The organism is Mucilaginibacter sp., from assembly GCF_035492695.1.
GTDB lineage: Bacteria > Bacteroidota > Bacteroidia > Sphingobacteriales > Sphingobacteriaceae > Mucilaginibacter.
On sequence record NZ_DATJJC010000022.1, the window covers coordinates 60,966 to 79,331 of the forward strand.

An 18,366-nucleotide genomic window follows, 5' to 3' on the forward strand; every position below is an offset into this window, starting at 1 on the left:
AATTAAATAAACGAAAGCTGCATATTAAACCTGCCGAGGTCGATATTTTGCTCCTCCAATAATTCCTTTATCTCCAACTCATCTTTCACGCTTATGGAATTGGTCGAGATGAGTACAAGATCAGGTTTTAATTTTTCACAGATATTGGCAAGATTACTTTTACCGCCATAAATTTTATACCCGTACAGGTACATATTGTGCTTAGTCTCATCATCGTCTATCCAGCCAACGGGTCTCAACTCATGTTTGTGATTTTGCAGCAACTCCTTTATCAGCAAATACCCGCCATCACCAGCCCCATAGATAATAACTTTTTTCTTTGCGCTCCTGTTTCTGCTGATCAGTTCATTTACCCACCTGTAGAATAACCGCGAAAAAACAATCCCGGTTGCACTCAGCAGGAAATCGACCATAAAGAAATAAGGAGTATAGATACCGAACTTGCCTTTGAAAAAGAGTATTCCTGCCAACACTGCGCTGGCCAGAAAAATAAACATAAAGTAAGCCGCCACTTCTATTACTTCCATATATCGCCATATCCGGTAGTAGAGCCGGGTGATATACAATACCGATATCTTAACACAAATAAAAGTCGCAAGTATAATGTCGTCATCCTTCACGCTAACGTGCAGGGTGTTTTTTGCTATAAGGAAAGATGCGTAAATGATAAGGATATCGGTAATAACGCCAACGATCAATTTTTTTTGCGACAAGAAAAAGCGCAATACTAAATTGCTCCCCGCGTCTTTTCCTCGTAACCGCCGGTAAGTTAGCGTTTCCTCCGTTTCATTATAAACCTTAACCTTGGACAGTAGTACCGAGAAGATAACTGAACTAACCGCTACCAGCAGGATACATAAAAGCAGGTTGTTTACCTGGGTTTTATACATAAGCAGGCATAGCACCCCCCATAGCATACTGATGCCATAAAGTGTGAGCACAGCCTGTTTTTCGCTCAGGCCCAGGGCTACCAGCCGGTGCGATGTATGGTCGCGGCCTCCCTGGTCTATCCTGCGCCCGGCCAAAATGCGCTTGATGGTTACCAACGTGGTGTCCATAATGGGTATGGCCATTAAGCTAATGGGTATAAACAGTACCCAAACTGCTGATGAAGACCCCATTTTATATTGAACCGCGATGCTAAGGTAGGAGAGAGAGAATCCAAGGAAAAGGCTCCCCGAATCGCCCATAAATATCCTGGCGGGCTTAAAATTATAAACCAAAAAGCCTATCGCTGCCCCGGCTATGGCAAAACCTGGTATAGCAAGGTTTGTCTCTCCGTTCAGGTAGGTTAAAATACCCGTTATCAGGGCCACAATGGCCGAAATGCCTGCCGCCAGGCCATCCATATTATCCAATAAATTAACGGCATTGGTTATCCCCATAACCCATATAAAAGTCAGCGGGATTCCGGCCCAGCTTAATAATCCCCCTCCAAAATTAAATCCGTAGTAGATCAGGATAAATGAGCAAAAGATTTGTACCACGATCTTAATAACAGGTTTTATTTCCCAAATATCATCGATAAGACCGGTCAGAAACATGACAGACGAAGCGGAATAAAGCATCCAGTTGATATGCCCGGCGCCTGAACTGAAAAGGGCAATACTATAGGCAGAAAAAATAGCGATACCGCCCATTAAGGCAGTCGGTTTCTGGTGCCACCGGTCGCTCCTGGGTTTTACCACCCACCCTTTACTATTGGCCAGTTTGATAACCAAGGGTGTAATAGCCAAACAGGAAGCAAGAGCTACCAGGCCTGCGATGATCGGTTTCAGCAACGGAGGTATCATACAGTCATCTTACTATCCAGTTTATATTTTATGTTCAATATCCTTTCAATTCCTTCGTCAATATTCACAAGGCGCCGGTTAAGTATATGAAGCATTTTTGAATTATCCGGCTGGCGGCGGGTCATGTCGCCTTCTTTCAGCGGATCGAGATGCACGATAGAAGAGGATGAACCCGTTATATTAATTATCTTCCGGGCAAGATCGACTATCCTGATCTCCAGCGCGTTGCCGATATTGACAACCTCATTTATACTTGACCCATGTTCAAAAATTTTGACGGTAGCATCAACGTTGTCATCGATATACAGGAAAGTGCGGGTTTGATGCCCATCGCCATAGATCGGGATGTCCTGGTTTTTCAAAGCCAGGTCGATAAACTTAGTCACCACAAAATCGGTGCTTTGTTTAGGGCCATAAGTATTAAAAAACCTGAATATGGTAAAATCAAGACCAAATTCCTTTTGATAAGACCTGAAAAACGCTTCGCCTACATTTTTAACAATAGCATAAGGCAGGCGCGAATTCAAAGGCGTAGTATCTTCATTCTGTGGAAATTCAACGGGTTCGCCATACACCTCCGAAGAAGATGAGTAGAATATGCGTTTAACGCCGGTATTTTTTGAAAGATTCAGAATGTTTTTGATACCTTCTATATCCTCTAAAACCTTCATCGGGTTATTCAGCGTCCGTTTTACCCCGACCAGCGCCGCATAGTGAAACACATAATCAAACCTGAAACCGAGCATTACTGCTGACAGATCGTGGTAGTTATTAACGTCGCATTTTATGAAGGAGAAGTTATCATCGCCCACGGGCAGGTTATGTACCGATCCTGTAAGCAAATTATCAGTTACGACAACATGATAATCTTTGTTTTGCACCAACTTGCTTGCGAGCGTGCTGCCAACATTGCCGGCGCCTCCGGTAATCAGTATCCTTTTCATAATGCAACCAGGTCTTTAAAATTTCATTTAGCTTAATAAATAATTATACAGATCCTCCGTTTCCTTCACCAGGCGGTGGTATGAGTAATTTTCCAGGGCCGACTGTTTCCCATTTAATGCCAGTTTTTCCCTCAATTCAGGATTGACAATAAGCTGTTTCAGTTTTTCGGCAAACATAGCCGGGCTGACGTCACTTAAAAGCCCGTTAAATCCATCATTTACCACATCCTTTACACCTCCCACATCGGTACACATTACCGCCGTTGCCGTTGCCTGTGCTTCGATGATACTTACCGGCGTGCCCTCATTTAAAGAGGTGAGCGCTACAATGTCTGCGCCGGCATTAATTACATCTATATCCTTTCGCCACGATGTAAAAATGATTTCCGCCTCATAGTTGTCGTCACCTGGTACACAAACACTAAATCCGTTATCCCGGCTCATGGCTATAATCGCGTCAAGCCGTTCACCGTCGCCTACTACAAATACTTTAAATTTAAGTTCCGGCGCCTGACGCCTTATTAGCCTGAGCGATTCGACAAGCAGCGAGTGGTTTTTGATGGCAGTAAGCCTGCCGGTGATAACGATCACCGCTTCATCCTGGCCAATTCCGTAAAACTGCCTGAAAGCTGTCCTTTTTTCTTCTTTATGCTCAGTAAATCGCCGCAGGTCGAAACCCAATTTTATAACGTGCACCTTATGTGCAGGCGCAATTTTGTATTTATTTACCAGGTCGTCCTTCTGCTTTTCGCTTATGGCTACAATGGCACTACTTACACTGCACAGGTAGCGCTCAATGCTCAAAAATATTTTTGTTTTGACAGGCGAAAAATACCCGTCAAAAACATTTCCATGATAAGTATGTACAATGGCCCTCGGTCTTCCGGAACTTCGGTAAGCTGCCAGCCGGCCCAGTACACCGGCCTTCGCTGCATGCGTGTGTACGATATCAGGCTTTTCAGTCCCGATCATATTATAGATATACCGGTATGCCCGCATATCCTTCCGGAAATTGATGCTCCTGTTCATGCCAGGAACGTAATCAAAATCCACCCCAAGGTCCTTCAAAATATAATCCGAATTCCCTTCATAAGGTTCTCTGTTCCCTGCCAGTACCATAGTTTGAAAGGACGGGTCGAGGTACCTTGACAGGTACGCTACGTTATAGGTCGGTCCCCCAATATTCAGACGGTTAAGGATGCGCAAAATCCGGGGCATTGTAATAAAAGTTTAAATAGATAAACAGGGTATTAGGTTTTCGTGCACTTAATCTATTGGTTAAAAAAATTGAAATAAAAATATATTAGTTAAATACCGTGCACGAATACAATATTAATAATTAAAATTGCTTATTTGTTTCAGTTAGTAATTTTTTCTTCGTAAATCAGTAGAAAATTCTTCTTTTGAAAATGAATAGCCCGCAAATCAGTTATAATCGGTATTTGCACAGTACAGGTTCACCAATAACAACGAACAAGGATTTTTAGAACAAACATGGCGGAAATTACTTTGACCGATTATTTGCTGTTACCGTTCTACCTTTGGCTTATCTATAAAATAGCCTATTTCTACCGCAATAAATATTACCCCCGGGGCCATCCGTATCATACCTATTTCATACCCGGGCTTACGGTAAAAATTGCCGGGGCAATATCCATAGGACTAATATATAATTATTATTACAGCGGTGGCGATACCTTTAACTTTTTTTACCACTCGCAGATCATTAATTCCACGTTTATGCGATCTCCCCATGCGTGGTTTTCACTTATCACTCACCGGGTGGACGGCAATAACCTGGTAGCATCCAAAGCGCTATCCGATATGTATTGGTATGATGACATTCCGGCTTATACCACTTCATGCATCGGTGCATTCATCGGGATCTTTTGTTTTACAAAATATCTTGTTATTAATGTGATTGTCGCTTCGCTATCGTTTATTGGTAGCTGGTTATTATTTGTACAATTTGCGCGGCAATATCCCAACCTGGTCAAGTATATAGCCATTGCGGTGTTATTTATGCCGGGACCCGTTATCTGGGGGTCAGGATTATTTAAAGATAGTTTTTGTCTTTTTGCCATAGGTTGCCTGGTGTATTGCATCTACGTGTTATTTGAAAGACGGGAGTTTAAAATATCACTGGTTTTGCTTCTGTCGGTCTCGGTTATGCTGCTAATACTTATAAAGGCTTATATACTCATCATTTTACTACCGCTTGTTTTTCTTAAAACCCTGCTGGTTTACCGAAAACAACTGTCAAATTACTATGAAAGCAGGCTGCCCTATTATATAGTGATGGCCATTATAACCATAAGCCTGTTCTTTATAGTGCGTCGCGTATCGCATCGCGTATCTGCCGAGGCCGTGCAAACCACCCTGGAAACTATAAAAAGGCAAAAGGATTATTTATTGCAGGTTTCGCTGCTATCTGACGGCTCGGCATACGACCTGGGCGATTTTGACCCTACGTTAGGCAGTATCCTGAGCAAATTCTGGCCGGCTGTGAATGTAACCCTATTCAGGCCGTTTGTGTGGGAATCGCGGAGCATAATGGAATTTTTCAATTCCTTCGAATCGCTTGGGATGTTGTTATTGACGTTGTACCTATTGGTACGCAGGAATATATTTAAAACAGTCAAAAATATCATTACCGATCCAACCCTGATCATGTGCCTGCTTTTTGTGCTGGCGTTTTCTTTCATCGTGGGCGTGTCCACTTATAACTTTGGCTCGCTTTCCCGCTACCGCATTCCGGGGACACCCTTTTTTATGGTGTTTGTGCTGGTGCTGCTGTTTAAGGACAGACCTGCTCCTGCATCGGCCACTGTCGCCGGCAACGAAGTCGCTGTTGAAGTCCAACCGGGATCATAACTTGTCGAAAACAGCGAGATACTTGCCGGCATTAGCTTCAACCGAACTGTTTTCCGCAGCAAATCTGCGCGAATTTTCTCCCATCTTTTTCCTTAATTCATGGTCTGTGATCAAAAGAACAAGGCGCTCTATCCACTCCTGCTCCCCCGTTACCAGGAACCCGTTATAACCATCCTGGATAACTTTGAAATTCGGACCCAGAGCCGTGGCCACAATAGGAATACCGGCCGCCATATACTGTACCAATTTACCTCCGCTTTTTCCATAAGCCCATTGCTCATCAGGCAAAGGATGCAGGCCGATGTCGAATTTCTGCAGGTTAGTTATTTCGCTTTCGGCTGTCCAGTGCAAAAGTTCGATATCTACCCCCGCCAGTTCAAAATCGTCATCGCCCATCACCATAATTCTGACGTCGTAGTTCGCTTTGAGATATTTGAGTACCGGGTCTATCAAATGCAGGTATTTGCTTGTGGTTTGGCTTCCGCTCCAACCGATGACCACCGTGCCAGGCATAAGTTTTTTGGGATAAGGGTATTTCTTAATGTCGATGGTGGCAGGTATCATACTCAGGTTCTTGTTAAACCTGGCCGAATACGAACTCAACTCATCGGTACTAACCAAAACATGGTCGCTCCGCTTAATCAAAAAATTTATTTTTGAAGCCGATTTCAAAAACCTGATAAACTTGTTGTAACGGCTCGTCCGGCCCATATAAACCAGGTCGTCTATATCGTAAACCATTTTTTTTGCCCTCGCCCGGATTAGCCATTCGGTGATTGCGGGGCCAAATGGCGTGATCCAAAGAAATACATACACGATATCGTACTTCCCAACCCTGACAAGGTCCCTGTACCTGCGAAGATATCCCCGAATGGTGCCGGCGATCTTTGCAAATAAATGGCCTTTTTTGTAAACTATCTTTTGCATCTCGTCAGACATAAAAGGCGAAACCTCCACCTCAAAACCGTTTGCACGCCAACTATCGTAATACTGCTCAAATTTGAGCCGTTGCCCTGGCGCACATCCCATGGGATAGGGGCATAGCACTAATATTCTTTTATTCCTTTTTTCCGACGGCATGCCAATAAGGTTCTTTATCTGAAAATATAATATCGGTCAATCCGGAATCTTCCATCATCAACCTGATCTCATTTTTTGTAAAGCGCTGCTCTAAAGGGGTTCCAAACCTGTCACGCGCATCATTCCTGATAACGTTAAAAGTTTTACCAATATAAAAATGCAACGGCATTTGCTGTGCAAGTTTACTTAGCCCTGCCTTTTTGAAGCACCAGCCTGTAAACACCAGGGGCAGATATACGGTTACCGCAATGATGTCACATAAAATATTTTTAGCCCCCTCATTTAGTCCCGAGATGATTTTTCTGACCCCATTCGACACACGGAATAAAAACTTGAACACCGGACCCTTGTTGTCAAAGCTGTAATAAAGATATACCAAAAAAAAACCGCCCTGCTTCAGTTTACTAACGCATTGCTTCATGGCTAGTGACGTATCCGGGATATGGTGCAATACACCGAGACTGAATACAAAGTCGAAACTGGTATCTGCGAATGGAAGTTCATCCACAGCAGCGCGTGACAGCCTCACATTGCTGCGATCTGCAAGGAATTTCGACGCTGTTTCCACCGCGTCACTCGGATCCACGGCGTCGACTGTCAAGGCGCGGGCAGCAACAAACCTAGTCCATCTGCCCGTTCCACAGCCAACATCGAGCACCCGCTTGTTTTCGGTCCATTCTGGTTTAACAATATCAAAATAATGCCTGGACGCTATGTCTTCTATCTCACAATCGGTAAAATGGTTAAATTTTGTCCATTCCAGTCCAAACGATTCGACGGTAGCTGCATCGATATTGTTTGAGTGCCCAATACCAAAGTTATATATTGGCAAGCCATCAACCTGAGTAGTGCTAACCGGTTCAGTTATAAAAGGTATTGCGTCCATCCCGAATCCCATCATTTCGTCACCTTATTATAAATATCCAGGTATTTCCTTACCCCTTCATCCAAAGAGAAATAATCCAGTGCACCTTCCCTGATCAACGCTCTATCGTATGCAGTACCAGCGGCCAGATGTGCTACAGCGGCAACGTAGTCGGGCAGGTCAACAACAAGTCCCGAATGATATTGTTCAACTATCCTGCTGCTATCGCCTATACCATCGTTACATATCACCGGTACACCCATTGCCATAATTTCTCCCTGCTTGGTCGGGCTGCTCGCTGTTTTACTGTACGACGGCTTAATGAAGAATATTCCATAGTTAAACAAACTGATCATCAGCGGCACGTCGCGCCGGTCTGCCGTGGTGATAATGACATCACTGCTGTCTATTTGATTTTGGCGCGCTTTAAGGATAATATCCCCTGGATCGTCGTGCGTTACAAACAAAAATTTTGCGGAAGGCTGACTCTTTTTTAACGATGAAAAAAAAAGGAGCATTTCGTCCAGCAAATACCAGGTACCAATACTTCCAAGGTAGCCGAGAACAAGGTTGCTGGGTTCCAGGTTAAGTGACTGCATCATGCGCAGTTTTTCGGCCGGCGGTATTTTTTTTATATCGAAGAGCCCGGTGTCCACACAGCAGGGAATAACTGCTATCTTACCGGCATTTATTTCAATACCCTTCCAGTTCAATATCTCATTTTTACCGGCATTAGTAAGGCTTACAATGGCCGCCGAACGGTTTACGAATTCAAGTTCCTTTCTTTTAAAATATCGGTAAATAAATTTGAACACCTGGTTTTTAATATCCCACAATCCGCCATCCACGCGCTCGTCGGCCCAAAAGCCGCGCATATCAAAAATAAAGGGTATTCCGAATCTGCGGTTTAATGCTATGCCGGCAAGGGCCGGGATGTAGCTGCGGCAGTGGATGAGATCGAAACTTATCTTGCGGTGAAGCGATGCTGCTATACTTTTCATCCTGACGTAATCATACAGGGTGGAAAGTACAGGCGGTGATTTGGTATAGATCAACGGGTGCCAGCTGATGCCTTCGCTGTCCAGCATAGCCTTTATATCCTTGCTGTTTTTTTTGTATCTATCCTTCTTTTCAAAGCTTAGTATGGTAAAAGAAAACCCTTTTTTTGCCAGCCCGGCCAGGTACGGAATAACCTGCGACTGCCCCAGCGAGTCGGTCATGCCATCATAGGAAAGATACAAAACGTTTTTTCTATCGCTCATCTTATTGCAATCAGTTATTTCTCATCCATTGAGCGTACCACATCTGAAACATCAGCAGGTACCACACCTGCAAGTGCTTCTCCTTGTTTCCTGAATAAAACTTTTTCAACAGGTCGATTACTACACCTGTATTAAACAGTCCGTGTTCCTTTAAACTTTCCTCGTTAATAAAAGCTGCAACGAGTGGTTTTAGTTCTCCCGCAAGCCATTTTTCTACGGGAATAGCAAAACCCATTTTGGGCCTGTCCATTAGCTTCTCCGGAACATATTTATGGACGATCTGCTTAAGAATATACTTTTTCTGTTTTTGATGATATTTGTATCCGGTTGGCAATTTAGCTGCCCATTCAATAATGTGCTGGTCCAAAAACGGCTCACGACCCTCAAGGCCAATGCTCATGGTGGCTCTGTCTACTTTCTGCAAGATATCATCAACCATGTAGGTCTGGTAATCAACAACCATCATATACGACAGGTCATCATAACCTTCAATAAGTTTTCCGGCGTTGTGCGCCGTATCTAATTGTTTTACCGGTTTATTAAATAGTTGTGTTATTTCCTGTTCGGTAAATACCTGGGTCAGATTTTTAAGCAGTTCACCAGGGGATGGGTCCCGCAAAATATTTTTGAGTTTGTGGTAACGCCCGTGAAAATTATACGAACTTCTGAGATAAGGTATGTGCTCGGAAGAAACGCGATCCATTATATAGGACAATGTCTTTCGAAAAGGCCCTGGTATCCTTGCGATCTTTTCACCATATCTCGACACATAATCGTAACGGTTATACCCGGCGAATATCTCGTCGCCTGCGTCGGCCGAAAGGGCAACGGTAACCTGTTTCCTGGCCATTCTGCTCACCAGGATCGTCGGTATGGCACTGCTGTCGGCAAAGGGTTCGTCGTAATAATAGGGCAGGTCGGGGATAATATCCAAAGCTTCTTTTGCCGAACAATAATATTCGGTATGGTCAGTGCCCAATCGGGATGCAACCTGTTTGGCAAACGGCGCTTCATCAAGCTGGTCATCAATACTGCCTATGGTAAATGTTTTCAGTCGTGCTGTACTTTCTTTTTGCAAAAGCGCAGTAACGCAGGTACTGTCATAACCGCCGCTCAGGAAAACCCCAACAGGCACATCGGCCACCATCCGGTATTGGAATGATGCTGAAAGTACCCGTTCGGTTTCTTCGATGGCTTCGGGTAAAGGGATGGAAAGCCTGGGCTGGTTATAACAGTCATAAACACTCCAGTAAGCCTTAGTTTTGATAGACTTCGATCGAAGATCGAAACGGAGGATATGACCGGGAGATAATTTTTTGGTGTGTTTATAGATGCAGTTTGGCCACGAAACGTATCCGTAAACCAGGTAGGAAGCGACCGCATCCGGGTCAATAATCTTCTCAAACCCGGGATGCTTCAACAACGATTTTAATTCGGATCCAAATAAGAAGAGACCGTTATGAAAATAATAGAACAACGGCTTTACGCCGGCTCTGTCTCTTATGCACACCAGTTCGTTCGTCTTGTTGTCATACAAAACAATAGCAAACATGCCACGCCATTGGTCAATGCTTTGCTCGCCCCATTCGCGCCAGGCATGCAATATAACTTCTGTGTCTGAATGTGTTTTAAACCGGTGGCCAAGCGCAATTAGTTTATCCCGTATCTCATTATAATTATATATCTCACCATTAAAAATGATTTGAAGGCCATCATATTCCATCGGTTGATTGGCTGATGCGCTCAGATCGATCACAGAAAGGCGCCGGTGCCCGAACCCAACCTGGCAGTTATTTAGCTGCTGAAGCGACACGCCCTGCCCGTCTGGCCCCCGGCTGGCAAGGGAATAGGTCATTCCAGCCAGGATGGCTTCGTCACTGTTATTATTAAAATCAACAAAACCGGTTATGCCACACATTGTAAAGCAGCTGTTTATTTCGTTAAATATTTAATCGTGGCCGACCCGTATTTGAAGGCGTACCGAATGGAGGCTGCATAGTCACCTGCCTTCATAGCGGCGCCACTAAGCATATAGTAATTTCTTTTCAAAAACTCACCCATCAGTTTTTCGGGCACAATATGTTCACTTATTAAAATAGTGATAAATAATTCATTATCCTTAAAAATCTTGCTTACGTTGCCGGCACCATGGTACATACTACCGCCGTGAACACGGTAAAAGATATTTTGGCAAGGTAACGAGATGCATTTTGAAACCAAAGCGACCCTGCACAGCGATAACCTGTCGGCACTGCTGTGGAGGCGCGTATCAAATAAAATGTTATTAGCGGCGAGCACCTGTTTCCTGAACACCAGGTTTGACGGTATGGTTGCAACGCCAGTTTTATAAAACAATATTTCTTCCAGCATTTTATCAGTCGGTGCCCGCAATGTGATGGACTGATCAATACGTTCTCCATTTTCATCAATGAACCCGATGAGGGAACCACATACGCCGGCGCTGCTATCCACCCTCAATGCTTCCACGCGCGACCTGAGAAAATCGGCCCCTAACACATCATCGGCATCGAGGAACACTACGAACTCGCCCCGCGCCCTTTCCAATCCAAAATTCCGCGCAGCCGAAACGCCCGAATTTTTTTCCCAAAAAAGTTCTATCCTGTTATCTTTCTCCTTCAGTTCTATCGCTATTCCCGCTGTGTCATCCGTGCTGCCATCATCTATGATCAAAACCTCAAATTCAGCAAGGTCTTGTGCAAGAACAGAATTAACCGTCTGCCGAAGGTATTTACTGCCGTTATAAACCGGGATAACTATGCTTACTTTCGGGGTAATTTTCATTTTCGACACACGGCAAATAATACATGACAATTCTCTTCTATAAATTCCCTGTCCGAAAACATCCTGTAATCAACGGCTGTTGGATATAATGATGCGCCAAATACTGTTCTGAAAATCCCGTTGCGCAACTTATATGGCAATTTTCTAATTCCCCGCGCAAGCAGTATCTTCTCGGTACTGTGCATACCCGGGCTTCGTCTTTCTCCGGAGTATCTTATATACTTTTGCCCGTAAATGCTAACCCCTGCAAATTCAGGCTTCAGCAGATCGCTTAGTTCCTGGTAAGTAAACTCCTGTGTATGAAACGGATTGAGGATGTTACCATCCGGGCTGGATACTTTTATGTTCGGCGTAGATATGATCACGGTGCCACCGGGCTTGATCACCCGGCTGAACTCCGACACCATTCTTCTGTATGCCGTCAAATGCTCGATGGTTTCCAGTGATACAATGGCGTTAAAGAAAGCATTGTCAAACCGAAGATCCGTTGCATCCATTACTTCGAAATTTAACGATATATTATCCTTCCAGTTATTCTGGCAAGCCGATATTACACCTGGGTCAATATCGCCTGCGTAAACCCTCGTATTTTCCACGCGGCTTAAAATATCGGCTCCATAACCCGACCCGCATGCAAGGTCGAGTATTACGTCGCCCTCACTGATGTAGCGGGCTGCTTCCATGTACCGGTGAATATGCTCGCCTGTCCACGGCGTAATTTCATTAAATAAGTGGCGTTCTACCGACATTATAGCACATTTTGGATGATCATTCCCGGCTTATATTCAATTTATGAATTTAAAGCCAGACCGGGATAACATTACCAGCCCTTTCCTGACTTCGCGCCGGTAAAAAAATGCTAGAACGATAAAGCAAAACAAATATGAAAGCGCCGAAGTGTAGGCAAACTGGCTGATCTTTAAAGTACTCAGCAAATAATAATTAATAGCTATAGTGAACAATATGACCATCGGTGCAATGAAATAATAGACATTATTTTGCCTTTTATAGTAAACCAAACCACCGAGTATCATGTAGGCACTGTAAAAAAACTGCCCAACGATAAGAAAGGGTAAATAATATAACGACGGGTAAAATTTAGGGGCTATAAAATATCTGAAACCTATAGGTGCAAGCAGGTATATTGCCAAACCGGTGATGCCAAGCAGCAGCATATAACTGCTTGTTACAATCACCACTTTCCGAAGATTTCCATTGTTCAGGCTATCATATAAAAATGGATAAAAAGGCGTAATGAATGCCGAACTGAGCATGGTGATGATAAATGCAAATTGCGCGGCTAAACCATATAGCCCGGCCCTTGCCGGGCCAAAAAAATAGTTGATCATATACTTATCCGTATTATATAAAACGAACACCATAAAAAACAAAGGAATGGCCGGGAAACCTCTTTTCAGTATGAGTGTAGCCCAGCTTTTGCTATAACTGAAAGTAAGCAAGCCGCTTTTGATGAAATAAAAAAGCGTAACAATAAATACAACAGCCGTGCTTATAAACATACTTTGCACCCTGCCCATATATCCCATTTTTAGAAAGCGTATAAACAGTACCGCCAGTGCTAATTCTAACACCGTTTTTAAAATGGCAAGCATGCCAAAACTCAAAGGTTTGTTTTTATTTCTTAATACAGTAAACAGGTAATCGCTGAAAAAATTGGAGAAGCTGAAGAAACAGACAATATACTGCACCGGCGTTGTTAGGCCGGTGAGCCTGAAGAAAAAGTCATGAAAAGCTATAACGATCAGAAGCACAATTAAAAGTACCAAAACAGGGATGGTAAGGGAGGTGCTTACAAAACTTGTCAACTGCTTTTTGTCGATAGAGGCATATTCTACTGTAAAGGTTTCCCCAATGCCCATATTCATTAGCGGAGCTATAAAATAGATTGAATTAGAAAATATAACGATGATGCCGTATTCGCTTTGTGAAAGATAGTGGGTAAAAAATGGTAATAGAAAAAACGAAATGCCTTTGGCAGCCAAACCACAAATTGTATATATGCCAAATGATTTGTAAAAGCTCAATTCCGTTTAAATATTATTGATAATTAAAGGCCTCTATCGTAGTCCTGATCCCTTCTTTAAAGCCGATCAATGGTTTATATCCTAATATGCTGCCAGCCTTATCAATGTTAGCCAGGCTATTCCGCACGTCACCTTTCTGGCTTTCCCGATACGTCGGTTCTATTTGTACGTTTAAAACGTTGGTGATCTCCTGCCAAAGTTGGTTTAGCGATGTTTGGTTACCACAAGCGATATTATATACGCTGTCTTCCGGGGGTATATCACCAATAAAAAAGGCCCTGATATTGGCCTGAACGGCATTTTCCACAAAGGTAAAATCCCTTGTTTGTTCCCCGTCGCCGTTGATCATAGGCGCCTTGCCCGATTTTGCTGCCAATATAAATTTGGGAATTGCCGCTGCATATTCGCTTTCAGGGCTTTGCCCGGGGCCAAAAATATTAAAGTAGCGCAGTCCGATGGATGGTAGCCCATAGCCCCTTGAAAAAAGATCGGCATATAACTCATTAACATATTTGGTTACCGCATAAGGGGAAAGTGGTTTCCCAATACGGCCTTCAATTTTTGGTAACTCCTGGCTGTTGCCGTAGGTCGATGAGGATGCAGCATAAATAAAGCGCTTAATATTTCCGCTATCCTTTACGGCATAGATCATGTTCAAAAACCCGGAAATATTGACTGCGTTGGTAGTGAGTGGGTCGTTTATTGAACGCGGAACTGATCCCAATGCGGCCTGGTGGGTCACATAGTCTATTCCGGCGACCGCTTTTTTACAAGTTTCAATGTCCCTGATATCCCCTTCTATCAGCTCAAATGCCGGATCATCCAAAAAAGGCTCAATATTCCGGCGGTAACCGGTCAGAAAATTATCCAGCACACGCACCTTTCCGGCTTTATATTTTAGCAAATATTTCACCAGGTTCGAGCCGATGAACCCTGCTCCGCCTGTCACCAGGAAACTGTACCGGCTTAAATCTGTATCATGGTATTGGTTCTCATACATGTCGATAGGTTTTTCACAGATAAAGTTTAGTTTTTTAATAATTCATCCACGCCAAGCAGGACAGCCATAAATAGCAACCCTATCAGGGTAGTTATAGCTATGTGCCTTATCATGCTGTCTTTCTGCGGTATCAGGGGGAGGTCCGTTTCGTCTATCACCCGGTACAACGGCGTTTCTTTTTGCAGATTAACCTTTGCTATCTCGAGGTTGCGCATCACTTCTATATAAGCAGCATCATAGGCTGCTGCTTTCGCCTGGTTAAACATTGACCCTGATCGCTGAACGGTAATGGCCGGGTTAAGGTCATAAGTACGGTCATTCATAGAGGCCGTGGAGGAAAAGATACCACTCAGTACGTTTGCCAGGCTATCGGCCTCATGCTGCAAAAGTTTTACGCCCGAAGCAAAAACTTTTGTCTTGGTCTCAATAAAATACCTGGAAGTTTCGTCCAATAGTACCTTAGAGGTATAATAGGTAATCTCGGGATTGGTGGAAGTGACGCTGATAATATAAATGATCAGTTTTTTATCCTTTTTAAATACAATAAAGGATTTTTCGACAAAACTGATAATTTGCTGGTATAACATTTTCTGGGCAGGCGAGAACTTATCAAGATCGTTTCCTATAGGGCCGACCGAGGCATATTTGTCCTTGAACTGCTTCCTGGCAATGAGGTTGAGCAGGGTTTGGCGTGGCTTTGTATCTACATCCGACAACAAGGCCGCGCCGATCAGTTTCCTTGATTTGAATAATTCAATGATATTATCACCCGAGAAAATATTATCAGGATTGCTGGATATTGCATCAAACCCGAGTTGTGTCGCTAAATTATATAATCCGCTGTTCGGCCTTGGGTCCGTTGACAAGACAAAGCTTATGTTAGACGTATAAACAGGCAATTTACTTCGTACCCTGATATAACCGACTGCCGCGCCTACAAGGGCAGCGATCAGTAAGAAGTGCCATTTCTTAAGTACATTTGATATTATACGGAGTATTTGTTCCTGGCTGAACATATAATGAATATTTACTTATGCCCGTTATATTTATTTATGAATATTGGTTATCGTAATAATTACAAGCGATAGCAGCGAAACAATAGTAGATGTAAGCCCTATCGTTTCTCCTGTCGTAAGCTCTCTCCTTATTTTTTTGTGCGGTACAATTATCTCGGCGCCGGTTTCAATTTTGGGATACGATCTGAACATTCCGAGGAACCCATTGCTTGTTTTGCTCACATGCCCGTTTGGATATACCACATAGATCTTTGACAACCGTGCGTTCTCAGTTGTGCCGCCAGCCTGCGTTAGGTAGTAATTTAACGATTGACTCTCAACAAAACCTGTTTTGGTAGGCGAAAGCACTTCGCCGCTTATGCGTACCAGCGGATCAACTTTTAAAACCTGTATGATATCTCCATCCTGCAGAATATAGTCATCCAGTGAGCCAGGAGATTTTAAAACCTGTTCAAGATCTATGGCGATCCTGTTATTCGCCCGGTTCTCGCCTTCAATGGCCTGGGTCGTAGTTGTGTCGCCGGTTTTTTGCTGAACCGTTTTGATACTTTGATCGTTTGCCATATCCGCATCAGTATTTTTCCTGGTCAAAAACACCCCCTTTTTGTAGGCCAGCGGCGATAAGCCGCCCGCACGTTTGATCAGGCTGCTAACGCGTTCATTTTTTAGTTCTATCGTATAGGTCCCGGGAAAAGTTACCTCTCCATTTATCGTTACCCGCTTCTGCTCTGTATAACCCGGGTTACGCCTTACCGTTACTATGTCGTAAGGCTGCAAAACAAATTTATCGGATCCTATTTCAAGTCCGTCGTGTATATTAACATTGTATACTTCGGCAATGGAATCTACGCTTACCTGCAGGCTTTGATCCACTATTCGCCTGCCAACTTCAATATTAAAAGAACTGGCTGCATCCGTTACCCCACCGGCCATAAACAAAACATCTTTTAACGACAGGTTTTGTTTAAATGCGTATTGCCCCGGCTTCCTTACCTCCCCTAAAATGGTTACTTTAAAGTCACTCCTGAAATCGTTTTCGAAAGCAATATGGATCGAATCACGCTTAACAAGCGCAACATCGTTCACACCATTCAGCGCGCTTGCTACGTTAAACGTAATGTTCTCTTTTGTACCGTTGGCATAAGTACGGGTTAAAGTTGCCCGCCCGGTAAATACGTTTTCCTGCAATCCCCCGGCGCGTTTTATCAAACCGCTTATGGTTAGCCCCGGCGTAAACTCAAATCCGCCGGGCCTGTAAACTGCTCCTGTAATGTTCACTTCATTTTCAAAGCGGTTTAAAATAGAACCAACCGCAAATTCATCGCCGTTTTGCGGTTCATAAGTAGCGTTCTCCGTTTTGGGCAGGTCTTTTATTTTTCGTTCTATATCCGTAACCTGTTTAACCTTAATACTAGCTTTATAGGCCCGTTCGGTAAATCCTCCGGCAAAAAACAAAAGGTCCTGCAATGTTTCCTTATCTTTCAATTCAAATATCCCCGGCCTTTTTATCTCACCTGTCATGGTCACCCGTTCTTTATAAACAGGGAAATTTATGACATCATTCTCCTGCAGCGGAACGTTTCCCTGCTGATCGCCCCTGGTCAAAAACTGGTAAAGGTCTATTGTTTTATAAACTTTGTTATTACGTATCAATTCTATGTTCCGGTATGAATTGATGTCACCCGGCCCGCCGCACAGAAACAGCGAATTAAAAACTGTCGCCAGCGATGAAACTGTGTAGTTACCGGGCTTGGCAGCCCCTATAATAATGATGTGTATGCTTTTGATCCTGCTTAGTGTTATAACAAGTTTTGATTGCCCGCTTTTTAGCGAGGGGTAAGCACTTTGGCCCATCTTCGCCTGTATTCTTGACGTAGCTTGTTCAACGGTAAGCCCGGCAACCGAAATCGTGCCAACATGAGGTAAAAAGATCGTTCCTTCAGGCTGTACCGTTACGCGGATGTTAGTTTCCTGGTAACCTGATATATTGATCTGCAATTCGTCATCGGCGCCTAAAATGTAATTGACAGGGGTGGCGATGCGCAGGTTGGGTTCGAATGATAACGACGCTGTAGTAAAAAGGGAGGCGCCAAATACCTCGGGGGTTATTTTTTGTTTCTGAAATGTTAAATAGTCATCTTTCTCCTGGTGCCGTTTAACCGAATCAACCGTGACGGGATTTGCGGAATCATTTTGCGCGGCCCTGGCAGGTGCTGTACCAAGTAATCTTGCTTTCAGCTTTTGCCACTCCGCGGCCGGCATCCCCTTGCTTAATGCAATTTGTTCGGCTTGGTCGTACGATATTCCGCTTGCGGTTAAACGCGATCTGATGGTGGATACGTCAGCATCTGAAAGCTGGTCTGCAGTAACCGTGGACAGGCTGTATCCATTGAAAATATCCGGCGTTTGCGATGCTGACATCTGTGCAGCCTGGGCCGCATGTTTTCCCTGGGCCCGGGAAACCGATATATTGATAGTTATACAAAAAAATAGCAGCGTTATTATTTTCCAATGGATATGCATTTGTTATTTTAACAGCTTTAGGTGACGTTTTTAGGGTTATAATGCATTTCGGCGATTAAATGTCTTCACTCACAGGCAAAACCGATTTTATTTTGCTTTACATGCTAAAAAGAAATCATCGCGATTAACTATTGCATAAATGCAATATTAATTATAGCTAAA

14 protein-coding genes are annotated in these 18,366 nt (G+C 43.6%); 1 reads left to right on the forward strand and 13 read right to left on the reverse strand.

The genetic code is table 11. From position 1 onward, the window contains the following. Positions 1-2 precede the first annotated feature (2 nt). The 3 genes from VL525_RS14330 to VL525_RS14340 are packed head-to-tail and all read right to left on the reverse strand — an operon-like array spanning position 3 to position 3,955. Positions 3-1,793 carry a hypothetical protein gene (locus VL525_RS14330; RefSeq protein ID WP_325387716.1) on the reverse strand — a complete coding sequence of 597 codons (1,791 nt, stop codon included), beginning with the start codon at positions 1,791-1,793 and terminating at the stop codon, positions 3-5. Beyond that, a complete protein-coding gene (locus tag VL525_RS14335) occupies positions 1,790-2,737 on the reverse strand; it encodes an NAD-dependent epimerase/dehydratase family protein (protein ID WP_325387717.1) in 948 nt (315 codons plus the stop codon). The genes VL525_RS14330 and VL525_RS14335 overlap by 4 nt, the downstream gene beginning before the upstream one ends. A gap of 27 nt (positions 2,738-2,764) precedes the next feature. Next, positions 2,765-3,955 (reverse strand): glycosyltransferase, encoded by a 1,191-nt coding sequence (locus tag VL525_RS14340; RefSeq protein WP_325387718.1) that lies wholly within the window; start codon positions 3,953-3,955, stop codon positions 2,765-2,767. A 276-nt stretch (positions 3,956-4,231) separates the two neighbouring features. On the opposite strand from VL525_RS14340, the gene VL525_RS14345 reads away from it, so the two are divergent. Beyond that, positions 4,232-5,611, forward strand: coding sequence for a hypothetical protein (locus VL525_RS14345; RefSeq protein ID WP_325387719.1), 1,380 nt, complete (start codon positions 4,232-4,234; stop codon positions 5,609-5,611). On the opposite strand, the gene VL525_RS14350 is transcribed toward VL525_RS14345, so the two are convergent. The 10 genes from VL525_RS14350 to VL525_RS14395 are packed head-to-tail and all read right to left on the reverse strand — an operon-like array spanning position 5,606 to position 18,204. After that, the gene (locus VL525_RS14350; RefSeq protein WP_325387720.1) at positions 5,606-6,691 is read right to left on the reverse strand and encodes a glycosyltransferase family 4 protein; all 1,086 of its coding nucleotides are present in this window, start codon (positions 6,689-6,691) and stop codon (positions 5,606-5,608) included. The two genes, VL525_RS14345 and VL525_RS14350, sit on opposite strands and share 6 nt — an antisense overlap. Next, complete coding sequence (locus VL525_RS14355) at positions 6,669-7,592, reverse strand: class I SAM-dependent methyltransferase (RefSeq protein ID WP_325387721.1); 924 nt, start codon at positions 7,590-7,592, stop codon at positions 6,669-6,671. Before VL525_RS14355 ends, VL525_RS14350 begins: the two co-directional genes overlap by 23 nt. Further along, entirely contained in the window at positions 7,589-8,818 is a 1,230-nt protein-coding gene (locus VL525_RS14360; protein ID WP_325387722.1) for a glycosyltransferase, read from the reverse strand. The genes VL525_RS14355 and VL525_RS14360 overlap by 4 nt, the downstream gene beginning before the upstream one ends. A 10-nt stretch (positions 8,819-8,828) precedes the next feature. Then, positions 8,829-10,736 (reverse strand): asparagine synthase (glutamine-hydrolyzing), encoded by a 1,908-nt coding sequence (gene asnB, locus VL525_RS14365; RefSeq protein ID WP_325387723.1) that lies wholly within the window; start codon positions 10,734-10,736, stop codon positions 8,829-8,831. Between the two features lie 14 nt (positions 10,737-10,750). Next, the gene (locus VL525_RS14370; RefSeq protein WP_325387724.1) at positions 10,751-11,620 is read right to left on the reverse strand and encodes a glycosyltransferase family 2 protein; all 870 of its coding nucleotides are present in this window, start codon (positions 11,618-11,620) and stop codon (positions 10,751-10,753) included. After that, positions 11,617-12,369, reverse strand: coding sequence for a class I SAM-dependent methyltransferase (locus tag VL525_RS14375; protein WP_325387725.1), 753 nt, complete (start codon positions 12,367-12,369; stop codon positions 11,617-11,619). The genes VL525_RS14370 and VL525_RS14375 overlap by 4 nt, the downstream gene beginning before the upstream one ends. Positions 12,370-12,405: 36 nt before the next feature. Continuing rightward, positions 12,406-13,665, reverse strand: a complete 1,260-nt coding sequence (locus VL525_RS14380; protein WP_325387726.1) for a lipopolysaccharide biosynthesis protein — start codon at positions 13,663-13,665, stop codon at positions 12,406-12,408. Positions 13,666-13,678: 13 nt separating this feature from the next. Continuing rightward, positions 13,679-14,665: an SDR family oxidoreductase gene (locus VL525_RS14385; protein WP_325387727.1), complete on the reverse strand. Its 987-nt coding sequence runs from the start codon at positions 14,663-14,665 to the stop codon at positions 13,679-13,681. Positions 14,666-14,691: 26 nt separating this feature from the next. Continuing rightward, positions 14,692-15,681 (reverse strand): hypothetical protein, encoded by a 990-nt coding sequence (locus VL525_RS14390; protein ID WP_325387728.1) that lies wholly within the window; start codon positions 15,679-15,681, stop codon positions 14,692-14,694. Between the two features lie 30 nt (positions 15,682-15,711). Next, complete coding sequence (locus VL525_RS14395; protein ID WP_325387729.1) at positions 15,712-18,204, reverse strand: SLBB domain-containing protein; 2,493 nt, start codon at positions 18,202-18,204, stop codon at positions 15,712-15,714. Between the last annotated feature and the right edge of the window lie 162 nt (positions 18,205-18,366).